General features: G+C 34.1%; 11 protein-coding genes, 1 tRNA gene and 2 rRNA genes (1 of these 14 cut by a window edge). 11 read left to right on the top strand and 3 right to left on the bottom strand.

Annotated elements, in window-relative coordinates:
• Window positions 1-6 precede the first annotated feature (6 nt).
• The 10 genes from THENA_RS01695 to THENA_RS01650 all read left to right on the top strand — a co-directional run bounded on the left by THENA_RS01695 (window position 7) and on the right by THENA_RS01650 (window position 11,615).
• Window positions 7-1,152: a YibE/F family protein gene (locus tag THENA_RS01695; RefSeq protein ID WP_013755706.1), complete on the top strand. Its 1,146-nt coding sequence runs from the start codon at window positions 7-9 to the stop codon at window positions 1,150-1,152.
• Between the two features lie 123 nt (window positions 1,153-1,275).
• A complete protein-coding gene (locus THENA_RS01690; RefSeq protein ID WP_013755705.1) occupies window positions 1,276-1,707 on the top strand; it encodes a carboxypeptidase-like regulatory domain-containing protein in 432 nt (143 codons plus the stop codon).
• A gap of 10 nt (window positions 1,708-1,717) precedes the next feature.
• Window positions 1,718-1,809, top strand: a tRNA-Ser gene (locus THENA_RS01685).
• Between the two features lie 25 nt (window positions 1,810-1,834).
• Entirely contained in the window at window positions 1,835-2,041 is a 207-nt protein-coding gene (locus THENA_RS01680) for a hypothetical protein (protein ID WP_013755704.1), read from the top strand.
• Between the two features lie 4 nt (window positions 2,042-2,045).
• Window positions 2,046-3,614 (top strand): Ppx/GppA phosphatase family protein, encoded by a 1,569-nt coding sequence (locus tag THENA_RS01675; RefSeq protein ID WP_013755703.1) that lies wholly within the window; start codon window positions 2,046-2,048, stop codon window positions 3,612-3,614.
• A 3-nt stretch (window positions 3,615-3,617) separates the two neighbouring features.
• Window positions 3,618-5,783 carry an RNA degradosome polyphosphate kinase gene (locus THENA_RS01670; RefSeq protein ID WP_013755702.1) on the top strand — a complete coding sequence of 722 codons (2,166 nt, stop codon included), beginning with the start codon at window positions 3,618-3,620 and terminating at the stop codon, window positions 5,781-5,783.
• 1 nt (window position 5,784) lies between these two features.
• Window positions 5,785-7,317 carry a Ppx/GppA phosphatase family protein gene (locus THENA_RS01665; RefSeq protein WP_013755701.1) on the top strand — a complete coding sequence of 511 codons (1,533 nt, stop codon included), beginning with the start codon at window positions 5,785-5,787 and terminating at the stop codon, window positions 7,315-7,317.
• 78 nt (window positions 7,318-7,395) lie between these two features.
• On the top strand, window positions 7,396-8,916 hold the full coding sequence (locus THENA_RS01660) for a CYTH and CHAD domain-containing protein (RefSeq protein ID WP_013755700.1): 1,521 nt from the start codon (window positions 7,396-7,398) through the stop codon (window positions 8,914-8,916).
• 6 nt (window positions 8,917-8,922) lie between these two features.
• The gene (locus tag THENA_RS01655) at window positions 8,923-10,776 is read left to right on the top strand and encodes a WD40 repeat domain-containing protein (RefSeq protein ID WP_013755699.1); all 1,854 of its coding nucleotides are present in this window, start codon (window positions 8,923-8,925) and stop codon (window positions 10,774-10,776) included.
• Window positions 10,777-10,787: 11 nt separating this feature from the next.
• Window positions 10,788-11,615, top strand: a complete 828-nt coding sequence (locus tag THENA_RS01650) for a tetratricopeptide repeat protein (RefSeq protein ID WP_013755698.1) — start codon at window positions 10,788-10,790, stop codon at window positions 11,613-11,615.
• Here THENA_RS01650 and THENA_RS01645 read toward each other — a convergent pair.
• Window positions 11,612-13,114, bottom strand: a complete 1,503-nt coding sequence (locus tag THENA_RS01645; RefSeq protein ID WP_154645297.1) for an SH3 domain-containing protein — start codon at window positions 13,112-13,114, stop codon at window positions 11,612-11,614. The two genes, THENA_RS01650 and THENA_RS01645, sit on opposite strands and share 4 nt — an antisense overlap.
• 68 nt (window positions 13,115-13,182) lie before the next feature.
• Here THENA_RS01645 and THENA_RS01640 point away from each other — a divergent pair, with 68 nt between their 5' ends.
• The gene (locus THENA_RS01640; RefSeq protein WP_013755696.1) at window positions 13,183-15,099 is read left to right on the top strand and encodes a diguanylate cyclase domain-containing protein; all 1,917 of its coding nucleotides are present in this window, start codon (window positions 13,183-13,185) and stop codon (window positions 15,097-15,099) included.
• Between the two features lie 28 nt (window positions 15,100-15,127).
• On the opposite strand, the gene rrf is transcribed toward THENA_RS01640, so the two are convergent.
• Both rrf and THENA_RS01630 read right to left on the bottom strand, forming a co-directional pair.
• Window positions 15,128-15,232: ribosomal RNA gene (rrf, locus tag THENA_RS01635) — 5S ribosomal RNA — on the bottom strand.
• A 39-nt stretch (window positions 15,233-15,271) separates the two neighbouring features.
• Window positions 15,272-16,585 (bottom strand): 23S ribosomal RNA (locus tag THENA_RS01630) (it continues 1,692 nt past the right edge of the window).

The following is a 16,585-nucleotide window of genomic DNA, read 5'->3' as shown; positions in this document are numbered from 1 at the left end:
CTTCCAATGAAAAAAACCTTATTTATTTTCTTTTTTCTGTCTTTTTATCTCTCAATCTTTTTTGTTAACAACGCTTTCTCTGATCCCCAAAATCAATCTTATGAAGAGGCAAAAATAGTTTCTATCTCGAAAGAAGTAAACAAAGAAAATCCCAATATTGAGATCTTAAAAACTAAAATCAGACTGCTAACTGGAGTATTTAAAGATAAAGAATTTATAACCGACTACATCCACCAGATCAACTCTCCGTATGATCTGAAACTCTCACCTGGAGAAAATGTAATAGTTTACCAACAAATAATGCCAAACAAAGAGCCAACTTTTTTCATTTCAGATATAGCAAGGTGCAACAAATATCCATGGCTTCTTTTGGCATTCTTTTTGTTAATTTTTATTGCAAGCGGATTAAGAGGAATATATTTGATGCTGGGCCTTATGTGCTTTATCTTCTTTTTATGGTTATGGCTTATTCCTGCTTTGATAACAAATTTAAATATCCTTTTTGTAACAATTGCAGTTTTGTTTATGGGAGTTGTTATTCAAACAGTTCTAATGTGTGGCTTCTCACAAAAGGCTTTGGCCGCAATTATAGGTACTTTTTCGGGTATTATAATTGCATCAATCTTTTCCTATCATCTTAACAACTTTCTAAACGTTACAGGCATAATAAGCGAGGAGGGATTATTTTTAAAAGATATAAACTTAAATATCAATTTTACAAATCTTTTATCATCTGCAATGCTAATTGGATCTACTGGAGCCGCAATAAAACTGTCGACAAGTATAGTTTCTACAGCGCAACAGTATAAAATGCTCTTTCCTACTTCAAGTTGGAAAGAGATCTTTAACTCTTCTTTTAACTCTGGCAGAGAAAGTCTCCCAGAACTACTTCAAACTCTTTACTTTGCTTATATAGGCTGCTACCTACCCTTAATACTCTTAGTGTCTATACAAGGACCAACTCTTTCATGGTTTAGAGTCTTTAGTCTTGAAGTGGTAGCAACAGAAATTGCAAGATCTTTTATAGCAATAATAGTTCTTTTTGTAACTCTTCCGATTACATCATTTCTTATATCCAGATTTTTATCCTCTAATATTGTCTTAAACCTTTTTCTAAAAACAATTGGTAAAATACTAGTAATAAAAAGATGATACAATTATAAAAAACAGGTAAAAATCATATTTTGCTATATGTTAATGTTATAATGTGACTGTTGTAGCTTGAAGCAGTGTAAGCTAAATCATAAATCCGAATTTATTTTAGGAGGAAATTTAATGAAAAAATTAATTTCAATAATGATGATATTTGTATTTCTTTCTTCTTTATTCATATCTGATGTAAGAGCATTTGAATTGCCTTTTTTTAAAAAAAGTCACAAAAAGGTAGAAAAGCTCACACCTGCTCAACTTTCCGATACTGGATTTTTCGGCTTTGTGCTTAGCAAAGAAACTTTTGACCCCATACCAAACGCAACCATCAAATTTGATAATGAAGAAATATTCTCTTCTGATAGAGGATTTTTTACCGTACAGGGCATTAAACCCGGCAAATACAAACTATATGTCAGCGCACCCGGATACAAACCGTTAAAAAGGACTATAGAGGTTAAAGCAGGAACCTATAATCAGATTGATTCATTTGATCTCGTTCCCATACCAAAGAAGTCTAATAAAAAGAAAAAGAGATTCTTATTCTTTACCTTTTAAACCTAATTTTGGAGAGGTGTCCGAGCGGCCGAAGGAGACCGCCTCGAAAGCGGTTAGCTGATTAATTTCGGCTCGTGGGTTCGAATCCCACCCTCTCCGCCAAAAAATATAACAAGAGGTGTTGTTCTTGAAACAAAATAAGAATATTGGATATTTTTTACTAGGAACTCTCACAGGAAGCTTGGCTCTCTTGATTATCTGTTATATGCTTTACCCAGAACAATTTAATACAAACGTAGCGCTTAAGAAGATAACCAAAAAGAACAAAGATCCAAAAGACTTACTGAAAAATATTGATTCAAAATTAAAGGAACTTGAAAAAGAAAAGCTATAATCCTATGGATAACAATGACAACAGTCACTTATGTCTTAAAGAAGAGTCAAAATTAGAAAAAAAAATAATTGGCATTATTGACATTGGGGCAAACTTTGTTAAAGCACATATAGCCCAAAGGAAAGAAGATAGACTTTTTGAAACTATAGAAGATATAAAAAAACCTCTTTCAATCGGAAAGGATACATTTTCAATAGGTAGAATCTCTAATACAATACTACTTCAATTAACAAAGATTCTCAAAGAACTAAAAGAAGTATTTAAGACCTACGAAGTTCAGGAAACGTTGGTTTTTGCTTCCACAGCTATAAGGGAGGCAAAAAATTGCGATCTGGTAATAGAAAGAATAAAAATAGCCACAGATTTGGATATCAAATTAATAGAGACAATCGAAGAATCGTTTTATAAATATCAGTACATGAAAAGGCATGATTGTTATCTAAGACTATTTGGTAACAAATCTGTTTTAATTTTTGATATTGGTTCTGGCGGTTTGTCGTTGATGATAGTGGATGGAGATAGGCTCAAATATGCTTCTAATCTTGAAATTGGATCTCTTAAACTAAGAGCGTTGCTTTCTAACCTCGAAAGAGAGACTCTCGATTTTGCTGACATATTGGATGAATTTATTGAAAGCAAGATGCATACCATTTCTCAGGAAATTAAAAACTACAAGATAGACTTTGCAATTGGACTTGGAGGAGAAAGCAAAGTAATTTACAATCTAATTTTCAAAGAAGAACCACCAAGAGATATCAGCAATATCAGTAAAGAAAAATTGCTAAAATTTTATAGCGAAATAAAGGACAAAACAACAATTAATCTTGTAGAAGATTACAATCTGATACCTCCGGTAGCAAACGTACTCTTGCCCTCAACAATAATATTCAAAAAGATAATAGACATCTTAGAACTTGAAGAAGTAGGAATAATGGGCTTTTCTTTCAGAAGTGCAGTAGCAAACTCAATACTAATAGATGAAGAGGACTTATATGAAGACGATATTTTAAGCGTTTCAGAAAGCATCGCAAAAAAATACTCAAGGGACGTCAATATATCAAAAAGGATGTTAAGGTTCGCGGTTTCAATATTTGAACACACTAAAGATTACCATGCAATGGGAGAAAAAGAAAAGCTTCTTCTAAAGGTGGCATGTATCTTACACGATGTAGGTAAAGTCATTGACGTAAACGATCCAGGAGAACACTCATACAGCATTATAAATTCTGTAAAAATTCCAGGACTTAGCTGTGAGGAAAGAGATATTATTGCAAACTCAGTGAAAATATACCAAAAGAAAGACCCAGATGAAAAGGATTGTTCATTTAATTGCAAGACAATCAAAGATAGGCTAACGATTACTAAAATCGCGGCCATACTAAAACTTTCAAATGCCCTCGATTCCTCACAAAAAGGGAAGATTCACGACATAAAACTTGACATTGAGGATCACTATTTAATATTTAGAGCCATGACTCGAGAAGATATATTGCTTGAAAAGTGGCACTTTAATAATGAAGCCATATTTTTTAGAAGGATTTTTGGTCTTATTCCTATACTTAAGGTGGTTTAGAAATTGATCAGAGAACGAATATACAACATAAATCGTGAACTGTCTCTTCTGGAATTCAACAAGAGAGTTTTAGAGGAGGCACAAGATCCTAATAATAAGCTTTTTGAGAGATTAAAATTCCTTTCCATAGTTAGCTCTAATATGGATGAATTCTTTATGATCAGGGTCAGTTCGATTATAGACAAGGTATTAGATGACTTTATTTTTCAGGACTCATCAGGGCTAACGCCAAAAGAACTTTATAAAAAAATAACTCTAAAGGCACATACGATTTCTAAAGATCAGCAAAAACTCTTTTTAGAAGAGCTTATCCCGCTTTTAAAGCAAAACAATATACACATACTAAAAATTAACGAGCTAAATTCAAATCAGTTAAATTTTGTACAGAAATATTATAAAAACATTATTTATCCCGTTCTTACCCCTATGGCAGTAGACAATTCAAGACCTTTCCCTTTTATCCAAAATAGAACGCTAAATATATTTGTCCTACTGAGAGCTAACTCCAATTATTTGGTAAAAAACAAGAATCAAAAAATAAAGAGAGAAGATGTTTTTGCAATAATCCAAGTTCCCAGCGTCTTAGATAGGTTTATTGCTTTACCATCCGAAAATGATAATTATTGCTTTATAATGTTGGAAGACATTATAATTCATCACTTAAGCGATCTATTTAACAATCAAGAAATAATTCACAGTTCTATTTTCAGAATTACAAGGGATGCAGATTTGACTATTGACGAACAAATTGCTGAAGACATATTAGAAGAGATTGAAAAGTCCTTGAAGAGAAGAAGATACGGTGAAGTAGTAAGACTTGAAATAAGCAGAGATTGCCCAGAAATTTTAGAAGATTTTTTGAAAGAAAATTTCGAGCTTGACGAAGAAGACGTGTACAAGATAGAAGGTCCTTTAGACTATACGTTCTTAATGAAATTTGCCAATCAAGAAAATCCTGCCTTCAGGCACCTCAAAGATAAACCCTTACCACCAGTAAAACCTATTGACTTTTTGGTTGCTGAAGAAAAATCAATATTTGATCTTATTAAAGAAAAAGATATTTTAATACACACGCCTTTTGAAAGTTTTGAAAAAATCATAGAATTTGTCCGCACTGCAGCTCAAGACCCTGACGTTTTAGCAATAAAAATGACTTTATATAGGGTTACCAAAAATTCTCCTATAGTAAAGGCCTTAGAAGAAGCAGCAGATAATGGCAAACAAGTCACAGTAGTAATTGAACTAAAAGCACGCTTTGATGAAGAAAATAACATAAATTGGGCAAAAAAGCTGGAAAAGGCAGGATGTCATGTAGTATACGGACTAGCTCATTTAAAAGTTCATTCGAAAGCTATCCTTGTAGTAAGAAAGGAAGAAGGCACAATAAGAAGATACGTGCACCTTTCGACTGGAAATTACAACGAAAATACTGCAAAGCTATACACAGATGTTAGCCTATTTACTAGTAATGTCTACTTTGGAACTGACGTATCAAATCTTTTTAACACCTTAACAGGTCTTTCGCAGCCAAGTCATTGGTACAAAATAGGCGTATCCCCCATTAATTTAAGAGAAAAGCTAGTTAGATTAATAAGAAGAGAGGCAAAGTACAAATCAAACGGTCATATTATTGCCAAGATGAACGCTCTAGTTGACGACGAAATTATAGAAGAATTATACAATGCCTCCTCAAAAGGGGTTAAAATAGACCTTATTGTAAGGGGAATATGTTGTTTGAGACCTGGTATTAAAGGCATTAGTGAAAATATAAGGGTAATCAGCATAGTGGGAAGGTTTTTAGAACACAGCAGAATATTTTACTTTAAAAACGATTCAAACGAAGAGGTATATCTTTCCAGCGCTGATTGGATGCCCAGAAATCTTGATAGAAGAATTGAAACAATATTTCCTGTTGAAAACGAGCAATTGAAAGAGCGAATAAAAAGATGTTTAAATATTATGCTTAAAGATAATACAAAAGCCAGAGAGCTTAGGGAAGATGGGACGTATGTAAGAGTTATACAAAGCACACAGAATAAAATTGACAGTCAGATACTTTTGTACGAAACCATATTAAAGAACGCTGAATTAAAAAATAAGGAGATAAAGGCAATAAAAAGTCTTGAATTCGTCCCAATTCAGAATTTTGATGACGAGATAGCTATATAAAATGGGAGAAAAACTATCTGTTATAGACCTTGGTTCAAACTCCATAAGACTTGGAATTATAGAGGTTAACGAAAATAATAGTTTTAGAATAATAGAGGAAAAAAAGGAACAAGTAAGGCTCTCTGAAGGCTTTAATAAAAATAATATAATACAGGAAAAACCTACTAAAAGAGCCATTCAAACGCTCAAGACCTTTAAAAAGATAATAGAATTCTATAACGTAAAAAAAATTATTGCAGTAGCTACCGCATGTATAAGAAATTCAAAGAATGGCAAAGACGTTCTGGATCTTATTTTTAAGGAAACCTTTATACCTTTCAAGACTATATCTGAAAGAGAAGAGTCATACTACGGTTATCTTGGAGTTCTAAATACAGTAAACTTGAAAGATTTTATCCTTATAGATACAGGAGGAGCAAGCACAGAAATCACTTACGTTTTAAACAGAAAAATAGAGAATTTCGTTTCACTTCCATATGGAAGCGTAAACCTTACAGACATCTTTCCTGAAACAAAAGAAATTTGCGATACAAGAAATATAGAAAGTTTTCTAATAAGAGAATTCCAAAATGTCCCTTGGCTTAAAAGTCTTAAAATGTCTCAATTACCAATTGTGGGCATAGGCGGATCAAACAGAACTTTTGCAAAAATACACAGGGCTCTTCATAAGTGGTTTTCACTAAAATTGCACCATTACGAACTTACAAAAAATGAAGTTTTTCAGATTTATTCATATATAGCAAGCCTAAGTTCAAAAAATAGAAAAAACATTGAAGGTCTTTCAAAACAACGATCTGACATAATTTTAGCTGGCATGGCACCTCTAAAGGTCCTGTTTGACATTACAGATTCTAATAACTTTATAGTCAGTGGAAACGGCCTTAAGGAAGGGATAATATTTAGCTCACTGCACAAAGACTTCAAAGCTTTTCCTCTAATATATGATGATATTTTAAAGGCCAGTTTAGAAAATATTGCAAACTTGTATTTCTTAGATGTAAATCACGCAAAAAAGGTAACAGAACACAGCCTTTCAATATTCGATCAGTTAAAACCGCTCCACAACTTTGAAGACAAAGACAGAAAAATATTAGAAATTGCTTCCTTCTTACACGACATTGGAAAGTATGTGGATCCATATAACCACGCAAAACATGGCGCCTATCTGATCCAGAATTTACCTATATATGGAATATCACCTAAAGACCTTGTGAGATGTTCATACATCTGTCTCTTTCATGAGAATAAAATAAAATTCCAACAACTTCCCAACGAATCTTTTATAACCAGCAAACAATTCAAGGATTTGATAAAGCTTTCGATGTTTTTAAGACTTGCCGAACAATTAGAAACTTGTGAATGTTTTGCCATAAATTCTGTAAAAATAAAAATAAAAAATAGTGATGTAATTTTTAAGATAATCAGTAACAACCAGAATTACGATTTAGAAACCGAAATATTAGAACTCTCAAAATCTGCAAAGCTATTTAAAAAACTATTTGGCAAAGATCTTAGGATTGTAAGAGAAGCCTAATTAAAGCTTGATAATGTATAATGTTTGAGTTGAACATCCGCTCTCTTAGTTTATTAATGATTTTCAAAAGGAGGAAAAATGAATACAAATATAGAAATTGAGTTAAAGCTAAGATGCATTTTTCCTGAAAAAATAGATGACATATATTCGCTTCCAATATTTAACTCTTTAAAAAACGACTGGCAAAGAAAGAAAATCCATTCAATATATTATGATACTGAAGAAAACACCCTGTTAAATTCAGGAATAATTTTTAGAACAAGATCAGAAGATGGAACCTGGGTTCAGACAGTAAAAGTAACAGGAAACTCCCATGGAGGTTTTTCAAGAAGAAAGGAATACAACGTTGAGCTTCAAGACGAAAAACCAGATCTTGCAGTCCTCAGAAATTCACATTTAAAGAGCTTCATCAAGGATACAAAATCAAAGTTTGAATTAATGCCTATATTTGAGACAGTTTTTGACAGGAGCGTAGCTATTTATACATATGAAGATAGGAGTGTACTTGAGGTAGCAATTGACGTGGGCAAGATTATTGCAAAAGAAAAAACAGAAGATTTTTGTGAAGTGGAAATAGAGCTTAAAGAAGGGAATATATCTTGTATTTTAAAACTTGCAGAAGAGCTTTCAAAATCATTTAATTTCTTGTTAGAGCCAAGGAGTAAATTTTGTAGAGGCATGATGCTTGCAAACCTTGAACCGAAATTCGAACTTCAAAAAGAAAGAGACCCAGATGTAATAGCTGAAGAAGGGTTCCAAAACGAATTGATAGAAAAGCTTCAAGACCTAATCTTATATCACAATAAATTTGTCGAAAACCCTGAAAACTTTGACAATCTTCATGACTTTAGGGTATCCATCAGAAAAATAAGGACACTGTTGAAATTTGGTAAACCTCTAATAGAACAAGAACATCTTGACCATTGGTTGGAAGAATTCGATCGCATTACTGAGCTGACTAATTCTCTTAGAGAAACGGATGTATTAATAGAAGAATGGAGAAGTTTTCTTTCCACAACAAAACAGGAAAATTTGAAAAACTCTACTCTTACCATAAAGCTATTAGAAGAAAGGCAAAATAAGTTAAATCAGATCTATCCATTTTTCTCAGAAGGAAAATTTACCAGTTTATTTTTAGGTTTTTGGTACTGGTTGTTAGAAGGAGCCTTTCTTGTAGACGATTCTGTAAATTTAAAACTGAAAAAATTTGTTAAAGAAAGATTGAGCACATGGATTAGAAAAACTTTAAAAAGATTGAAAAAAACTGACTTTAACAATGAAAGCGATCTACACAAACTAAGAATAGCGTCAAAAAATCTAAGATATGCTCTTGAAACCTTTTCTTTTGCATTAAAGCCCAGCACAAAAGATATGATTTCAAGGTTAAAGAAGATTCAGGACATTTTAGGCTATATTCATGACACCCAAACCTTTTCGGTTTATTTAGAAAACTTGATCTCATCTTCAAGCGAGCCTGAAATACACAAAGAAAGTGGCTGGTTATTGGGTTACAGGCTTCACAGCGATCAAAGCCTTAAAAGCGATCTGGAAAAACAATGGAAAAAGTTCAAAGACCAGGCAAAACTTTTCATCGAGTGATTGTTTATGGATGCAGCTTCATATTTTTTGAAACTATCAAATCAAAGATCTCTATTTCTGTCTGGTAAATTTGACATTGGGAAGATAGACCTCTTATCCTGCTCTGACGACAACAAACTTGTCTGTTTCTCGTTGAGGGGTTACTATAATATATTTTCTACATACGAAGAAAAAATACTAAAAACCTGGCAAGACACCCCTTCTACAAAAATATATATAAGCTCTAAAAATTTTGTTGTTTATAAAACCCTATCTAACCAAGTAAAAATTATAGATTTTGATAAATCAAAACCAGAAATTATTGCATCTGATATATACTTAGCTGATTTTAACGATAAATTTATAGTTGGACTTTCTTCCCAAGATAAAATATCGATTTTCAGTCTTGAGAAAAAAGACACAATTTTAGATATTCCTCTTCCAAAAAACTTTGTCTTAGAAGAGATCGTATTAAAAAATGACATCCTTTTAACCGGAAAACTAGAAGATCATTATTCTTTTATGATATATTCAATTCATTCAAACAGCCTATCACTACCAAAGATCCTCCCAACTAATAGCTATCTTATAGGTTCTTCTGATGACCTTGAATACATAGCTCTTAGATCCGAAAACTTAGGCCTAAGCATAATAAATACAGTTGATCCATCAAAATCTTGCAGTCTCCCTCTTGTAGATTCGAAACCAAAAAGCGCTTTCTTCTCCAAAGACAAAACTCTTTTAGTAATAGAAGATTTCGACGAATACATAAGTTTTTGGTGGACAAACAAAGAACTTAATGCAAACAACGAACCTATTTTCAAACAAAAAATTTGTGGCCAATTAGTTAATCTAACCTTTAGCAATAATGGAAACCTATCATCTTTAATTACATATAAAAATGGTTTTTTGAAAATTTGGCTTCCTGCATCTAAAATAGATAGGCTTAATATTTCTATTAGCTTCAAATCAGATGAAAGGGATTCATTCTCACACAACGGATATTTTCTGAGCTCTGCCTCTTTTACAGAAAAAAACGAAGCAGTTTGCCTTTTCGTAAAACCAAGGTGGGAGTCAAAGTTAGTAAAATTTGATTTATATAATAAAATGAATATAACTTATGAAAACACACTTAAAGAATCCCTGATAATCTTTTCAACATTGTCTTTTAATTCTAAACTTCTAGCTACTTTAAAGGATAAAAATAAAATAAAAATTATTAACACACAATCGAACAGCACAATACAAGAATTTGCAATTAAAGATGATCAAGTTAATACTTTCACCTTTTCTCCTGATCTAAGATATCTCGTAATAGGGTCAAACACGTTAAAACTTTGGTCAATTGATAAACAGTCGTTTGTAAAGTCAGTTTCACCCGAATTGACCGTAGATCGCGTTGCAGTATCTCCTAATAGCGAACTGATAGCTTTCACTCAAAGGATTAATGACAATCTTATACTAAAGATAATAGATATAGATTCAAAAGAAATAAAGAGAAAATTAGAAGGATTAAACCATATAAATTCTTTATTATTTTCTCCAAATAGTAAGTTCTTGTTCGTGGGATCAACGAAAAAGGATCCTACAATAAGAGCATATTCAATTGATAGTGGAAATCTTGTATTTTCGTATCAAACAGACTTTATTGACATAAACGACATGTGTATAAGCTCAAATGGCACACATCTATTCTTTGGCGGATCTGATGAAAAGATATACGTTCTAGATCTAAGAAAAAATAAGATCGTAAAAATTCTTAATGGACATTACGATATTATTAGAAAGATATATATATCGGAAGACGATAAATTTCTAATATCCTCGTCAGATGATGAAAGACTGTGTGTTTGGATGGTGGTTGACTATATTTATTCTTAACGAGGTTCTAAATGGAATTTAATCTAGAAAATTCTTTCAAAGAAATTAATAAGGATATTGAGTCCAATAACTTTCAAGAAGCGCTGGACAAAATTAACTATATCTTTAACTTGGTAGATGCTAATCAAATAGAAATTACTTCAAATTTTTTGATAGATCTACTTGATACAAGAAGTTTTATACTAACTGTTATGGGGAAAAATACAGAGGCACTCGAGGACATAAATAGAGCTATTGAAGAAAAAAGTAGTATATCAGCAAACAATGATGAACAAATTGCCAAACTTTTAATTCACAGAGGATTAAATTATTTTTATCTTGAAAATTTTGACTCATCTTTAAAAGATTTTAACACAGCTATTGAGATCCTACAGAATTTACAAAGTAACGATAATTCGATAAAGCTCTCTCAAACTTTTCTGAACAGAAGCGCACTGTTCAAGAAACAAGGTCTAAAGAATGAATCGTTAGAAGATATAAATAGAGCAATTTCTCTGCTAAACAAGGAAAACAACCCAAAACACGCGTTTGCACTTATTAACGCGTTAATTGAAAAAGGACTTTTTCTCATGGAAGAAGAAAAATTTTTTGAATCCGCATATAACTTCAACATAGCGCTTTCAAAGTCAAGAGAATTGCTAAATTCAGATAACTTAAAAATTTTAGGCACCCATATGAGATTAATTTACTATATAATCATAGCTACCCTTGCATCAGGCAAAAATCAAAACTCTATAACTCAAATTCTAACAGAAACAAGATCTCTTATAGCTAAATTTGGAGCAAATGAGGAAGTAAGATATTGGCTAAACAAGATTGGAGAAATTATAAATATCTAATAAAATCTAATATATTGTGAAGAAATATAACCTTGAACTCCATCCTTAGTCCTTACTTTGTACCACACGCTATCATTGGCAAGACGCGAATCTGATTTAGGTATATAAACTTCAATGTTCTCCCTATTAAGTTTCGCCTGATACATCAATCCTACGTTGTCTTTAATTGAAAATCCTTCTCCTGCATAAACTTTTATTTCTTTATTTCCATCGACGCTCTTAACGACAGTGTCTCTCATTACTACACCCTCTTTGACTTGCGAAGGGTCTATCTTTTCTAATACCTCAACCTCATCTCCATATGACAAATTTGAAACGTTACTTGCTGATTCATAGGGGGCTTCTTTTAAGTGTACCTGATATCTTATTATAAACGCCTTTCCATACATATCTACATTATTGTCTTGATTGTCACTTAGATTCTTTTCGTTAGGACTTCCCGGTTCAACAATTACCTTTACAGGAGTAGACTCCGCATAATTACCTGCTTTATTTATAGCTATCGCCTGGAATATAAAAGTTCCAATCTTTTCAGGGTACCATTTATAAACAGTATCTTCTCCTGGATACCACACTCTCAGCGTAAGATTATTCAAAAGGAGTCTCACTTTATCCAAACCTCCTTTATCAACAGCTTCAACTCTTATTTCAATAGGATTGTTTAAACCCTTTATTACAGTATTGTTAGGAGGATTTTGAATTGAGACCCTTGGAGGTGCGATATCAGGTGGTTCATGGGCAGTAGTAATCTGAAAGAACATAAAAGTTCCAAAGGTTAACATCAAAGAAACGAAAAAGGCAACAAGAGGTATTATGTAACTAACAGCCTTTGATGGATGAAGGCTTTCAATCTTTGGCTCTTTAGGTTTAGCTTTCTTAAATTTTAGAAAAAAAACAAGACTTGAAAAATTAATTTTCCTAAAAGATCTAGGGATTTCTTCGAGCTTTTGGAATAAAGCAGGAAATTTTATAACAAACTTTGACTCGTAAACCTTCCTGATCCAAGTACGTGCCCTCTTTTTCCTCTCTTCATAAAGATCGCTTTCAATTTGAGAAGGCTCTGGTTGTGTTTTTAGAACCTCTTCTTCGTCATGTAATTTTTCAGATTTATCTTCTTCAGAGTTTTTTTCATCAAGAGTTTGCACACTTTCATTAGAGGACGGCTTCTCTTCCAAATTCTCACTTGACTTTTTAATTTCAGAAATGTCTACGCCAGATTTTGTTACATATGGTGCAAAAGCAAGTATGTCCAGATAGGACTTTTCATCGGCCTGAAGGAGCATACTTGTTTGATCCAGAAAGTAAATCCTAAACACAAAGGTCTTGACGTTCTTTTTTAAAAAAGGTAGGAAATGTTTCTCTTTTTCTATTATTTCTTCAACCCACTCTATATGAGAGATATTGTCCTTTAGCGCATAAGCCCTCCCATCAGAAGAGATTATATGCGACCCCTTCCGCTCAATCACAATATTAGAAGGCTCAAGAGATCGAAGCATCACATCTCCCTTCTTTTACAGATCCTATATATTATAGTATTATAGACTAAAAATCGTAATGGAGATAAAGTTTGAGCATAAAAAATTATCTTAAAGTAATAATAATTTTTTTAATCATTACTCCATTAATAGTTCTTACATTAGTTGGCACAAACTTATACAATGAAACCAGAAATAGAACAATTAACGAACTCATTCAAGAGACAAGTTTAAAACAATTTACCCTGCAAAGTTATTTAAAAAAATATATAGACCTTCTTAATATTTTATCGGCAAATATTTCTCTTGCCAACAACAATTACGAAAGGATAAGCTATCTATTTAGAGGCCTGTCAACAGATGATGAAATAGAAAACCTCTTTTTTATTAACCCTGACGGCTACAGCATGGTAGAGATTAGTGGTCCACATCACGTTTCTTTTAACAACAATAATCTCTTCAAAAAGGCAATAGGGGGAAATGAAGACTTTTTAATACAAAATGACGGCTTAAACAGCTATTTATACCTCTCAAAACCCGTTTATAATAATGCGAATCAAATTTCTGGAGTGGTTCTTGCCGTAGTAAAGTTAACAAAGTTAGAAAGCCTTTTAAACGTCCAAAATTCAATTGTCACTAGATCCACTTTTTTATTTTCAAACGATTTTATAATACTCGGAAACAAAACAAAAAAAATGCCAGAAGATCTTTATAAAAAAATAAACTTTTCTAGCGGTTATGGTCTAGTAAATTATAGAGGTGACTCTGGAAAAAACTTTATTTTGTTCTGGAAAAATATTCCTAACATAAACCTTGCAATTGCATCTCAAGTTGACGAGGGATATATATTTCAGGAGTTTGAACAGGACTTTGCAATAATACTATTTACATTCTTGATAATATTTATAACGTCTTTAATTATTTCAATAATTATGATCAAAAAGCTTAATGAGCCAATAATCTTTCTTCAGAGCCTCTCCAAACAAATAAAAGACGGAAATTATAAAATAAGAGTTGAAAAAAGCTTTATAGATAGCTTTCCAGAAGAGTTTAAACCTCTATTAATACTATATAATCAAATGAGTTCATCAATCGAAAATTACGTTTCAATGCTAAATGAAAGAACTAAAGCTCTTGAAAAGAGCGAAGCAAGATATAAGGCTGTAGTAGAAGATCAAACTGACTTACTGTGCAGATTTTCTCATGATGGAACAATTAGTTTTGCAAATGAAGAGTTTAAGAAGTTCTTCGGCTTGGAAGACCTAAAAGTATATAATTTTTTTGATCTTTTTGGCAGCAATAAGGATAATATAAAGAACTTAATAGAAAGTCTAAGTATTGAAAATCCTCATAAAAGTATAGAATTATCCTTCGAAAAGGATAACATAAAAAGATATTTCGACTGGACGTTTAGGATTATATATAAAGACGACGTTAAAGAGTTTCAGTGCACTGGACACGACATAAGCGAAATAAAAAGACTTGAAGAAGAGCTTAGATATCAAAGTTTTCACGATAGTCTTACAGGACTTTTTAACAGGGCATATTTTGAAGAAGAGCTCGAAAAACTTTCTTCAGGAAGGTTTAGCCCCACGTCATTGATAATAGTAGATCTAGACAACTTAAAGTTAGTTAACGATAAGCTAGGACATGAAAAGGGCGATCTTTTGATAAAAAAGGCAGCAAAAATCTTATCATCAACTTTTAGGAGCACAGACACAGTATCAAGAATTGGAGGAGATGAATTTGCAATTCTCTTACCTATGTGCACAAAGGACTGCACAAAAGAGCTAATTAAGAGGCTAAAAGAAAATATAGAAAAAGCTAATCAAGAAAAGGATAATCTTTATTTGAGCATGTCAATTGGTTATGCCACCAAAGAAGGACCTTTTAATAAGATAGAAATCTTCAGGGAAGCTGACTCTTATATGTATTTAGACAAACAGCATCATCACGAACAATCTAAAGAAATAACTATAGAAAGAATCGAAGGGTTAAAAAACAATTAACACAATCTTTTATAAAGCAAAAAAAATCTCCCGGCAACGTCCTATTTTCCCCAATAGTATCGTCGGCGCTAAAGGCTTTCACTTCCGTGTTCGGAATGGGAACGGGTGGGGCACCTTTGCTATGGTCACCGGGAGAAGAAGATTTCTCCTCTCTTCTTCTAGAGGAAAAGTTACCGTCAAGTCCTCGACCTATTAGTACCAGTCAGCTGAACATGTTGCCATGCTTACACCTCTGGCCTATCAACCTGGTAGTCTCCCAGGGGTCTTACTCCATTGCTGGATGAGAAACCTAATCTTGGAGAGGGCTTCGCGCTTATATGCTTTCAGCGCTTATCCACACGGAGCACAGCTACTCGACCTTGCAGTTGGCACCACAGCCGATGCACTGGAGGCTCCGCCATCCCGGTCCTCTCGTACTAGGGATAGACCTCCTCAAGTTTCTTGCGCTTGCAAAAGATAGGGACCAAACTGTCTCACGACGTTCTGAACCCAGCTCACGTACCGCTTTAATAGGCGAACAGCCTAACCCTTGGGACCTACTTCAGCCCCAGGATGCGATGAGCCGACATCGAGGTGCCAAACCTCCCCGTCGATGTGGACTCTTGGGGGAGATAAGCCTGTTATCCCCAGAGTAACTTTTATCCGTTAAGCGACGGCCATTCCATGCTGAACCGTCGGATCACTAAGCCCGACTTTCGTCCCTGCTCGAGATGTCTCTCTCACAGTCAAGCCACCTTATACCTTTACACTCGACGCGTGGTTTCCAATCACGCTGAGGTGACCTTTGGACGCCTCCGTTACCTTTTGGGAGGCGACCGCCCCAGTCAAACTGCCCATCAAACACTGTCCTTGCTCCGGATAACGGATGCAAGTTAGCGTCCCAATAATTCAAGGGTGGTATCCCAAGGACGGCTCCAGAAGAGCTGGCGCCCTTCCTTCACAGCCTCCCACCTATCCTGTACATGAATTATCAAAACGCAATGTCAGACTACAGTAAAGCTTCATGGGGTCTTTCCGTCCCTTTGCAAGTAATCCGTGTCTTCACGGATATCCCAAATTCACCAGGTCCCTCGTTGAGACAGCGCTCGGATCGTTACACCTTTCGTGCGGGTCGGAACTTACCCGACAAGGAATTTCGCTACCTTAGGACCGTTATAGTTACGGCCGCCGTTCACCGGGGCTTAAGTTCAGAGCTTCGCCTTGCGGCTAACTCTTCCCCTTGACCTTCCGGCACTGGGCAGGTGTCAGCCCCTATACTTCGCCTTACGGCTTAGCAGAGACCTATGTTTTTGGTAAACAGTCGCCCGAGCCTCTTTACTGCGACCCCTTCATGCTTCGTGAGCAAGTCACTACACATTACAAGGGCACCCCTTCTTCCGAAGTTACGGGGCTATTTTGCCGAGTTCCTTAACGAGGGTGCTCCTGCACGCCTTAGGATATTCTCCTCGACCACCTGTGTCGGTTTGCGGTACGGACACCTCAAGAA

It is taken from the genome of Thermodesulfobium narugense DSM 14796, assembly GCF_000212395.1.
Classification (GTDB): Bacteria; Thermodesulfobiota; Thermodesulfobiia; order Thermodesulfobiales; family Thermodesulfobiaceae; genus Thermodesulfobium; species Thermodesulfobium narugense.
This window is presented reverse-complemented; position numbering and strand designations above follow the sequence as displayed.

What these genes read in the sequence shown, in the direction of transcription:
- THENA_RS01695 (WP_013755706.1), top strand. Translation starts at nt 7, where the DNA reads ATGAAAAAAACCTTATTTATTTTCTTTTTTCTGTCTTTTTATCTCTCA.
- THENA_RS01690 (WP_013755705.1), top strand. Translation starts at nt 1,276, where the DNA reads ATGAAAAAATTAATTTCAATAATGATGATATTTGTATTTCTTTCTTCT.
- THENA_RS01675 (WP_013755703.1), top strand. Translation starts at nt 2,046, where the DNA reads ATGGATAACAATGACAACAGTCACTTATGTCTTAAAGAAGAGTCAAAA.
- THENA_RS01665 (WP_013755701.1), top strand. Translation starts at nt 5,785, where the DNA reads ATGGGAGAAAAACTATCTGTTATAGACCTTGGTTCAAACTCCATAAGA.
- THENA_RS01660 (WP_013755700.1), top strand. Translation starts at nt 7,396, where the DNA reads ATGAATACAAATATAGAAATTGAGTTAAAGCTAAGATGCATTTTTCCT.
- THENA_RS01655 (WP_013755699.1), top strand. Translation starts at nt 8,923, where the DNA reads ATGGATGCAGCTTCATATTTTTTGAAACTATCAAATCAAAGATCTCTA.
- THENA_RS01650 (WP_013755698.1), top strand. Translation starts at nt 10,788, where the DNA reads ATGGAATTTAATCTAGAAAATTCTTTCAAAGAAATTAATAAGGATATT.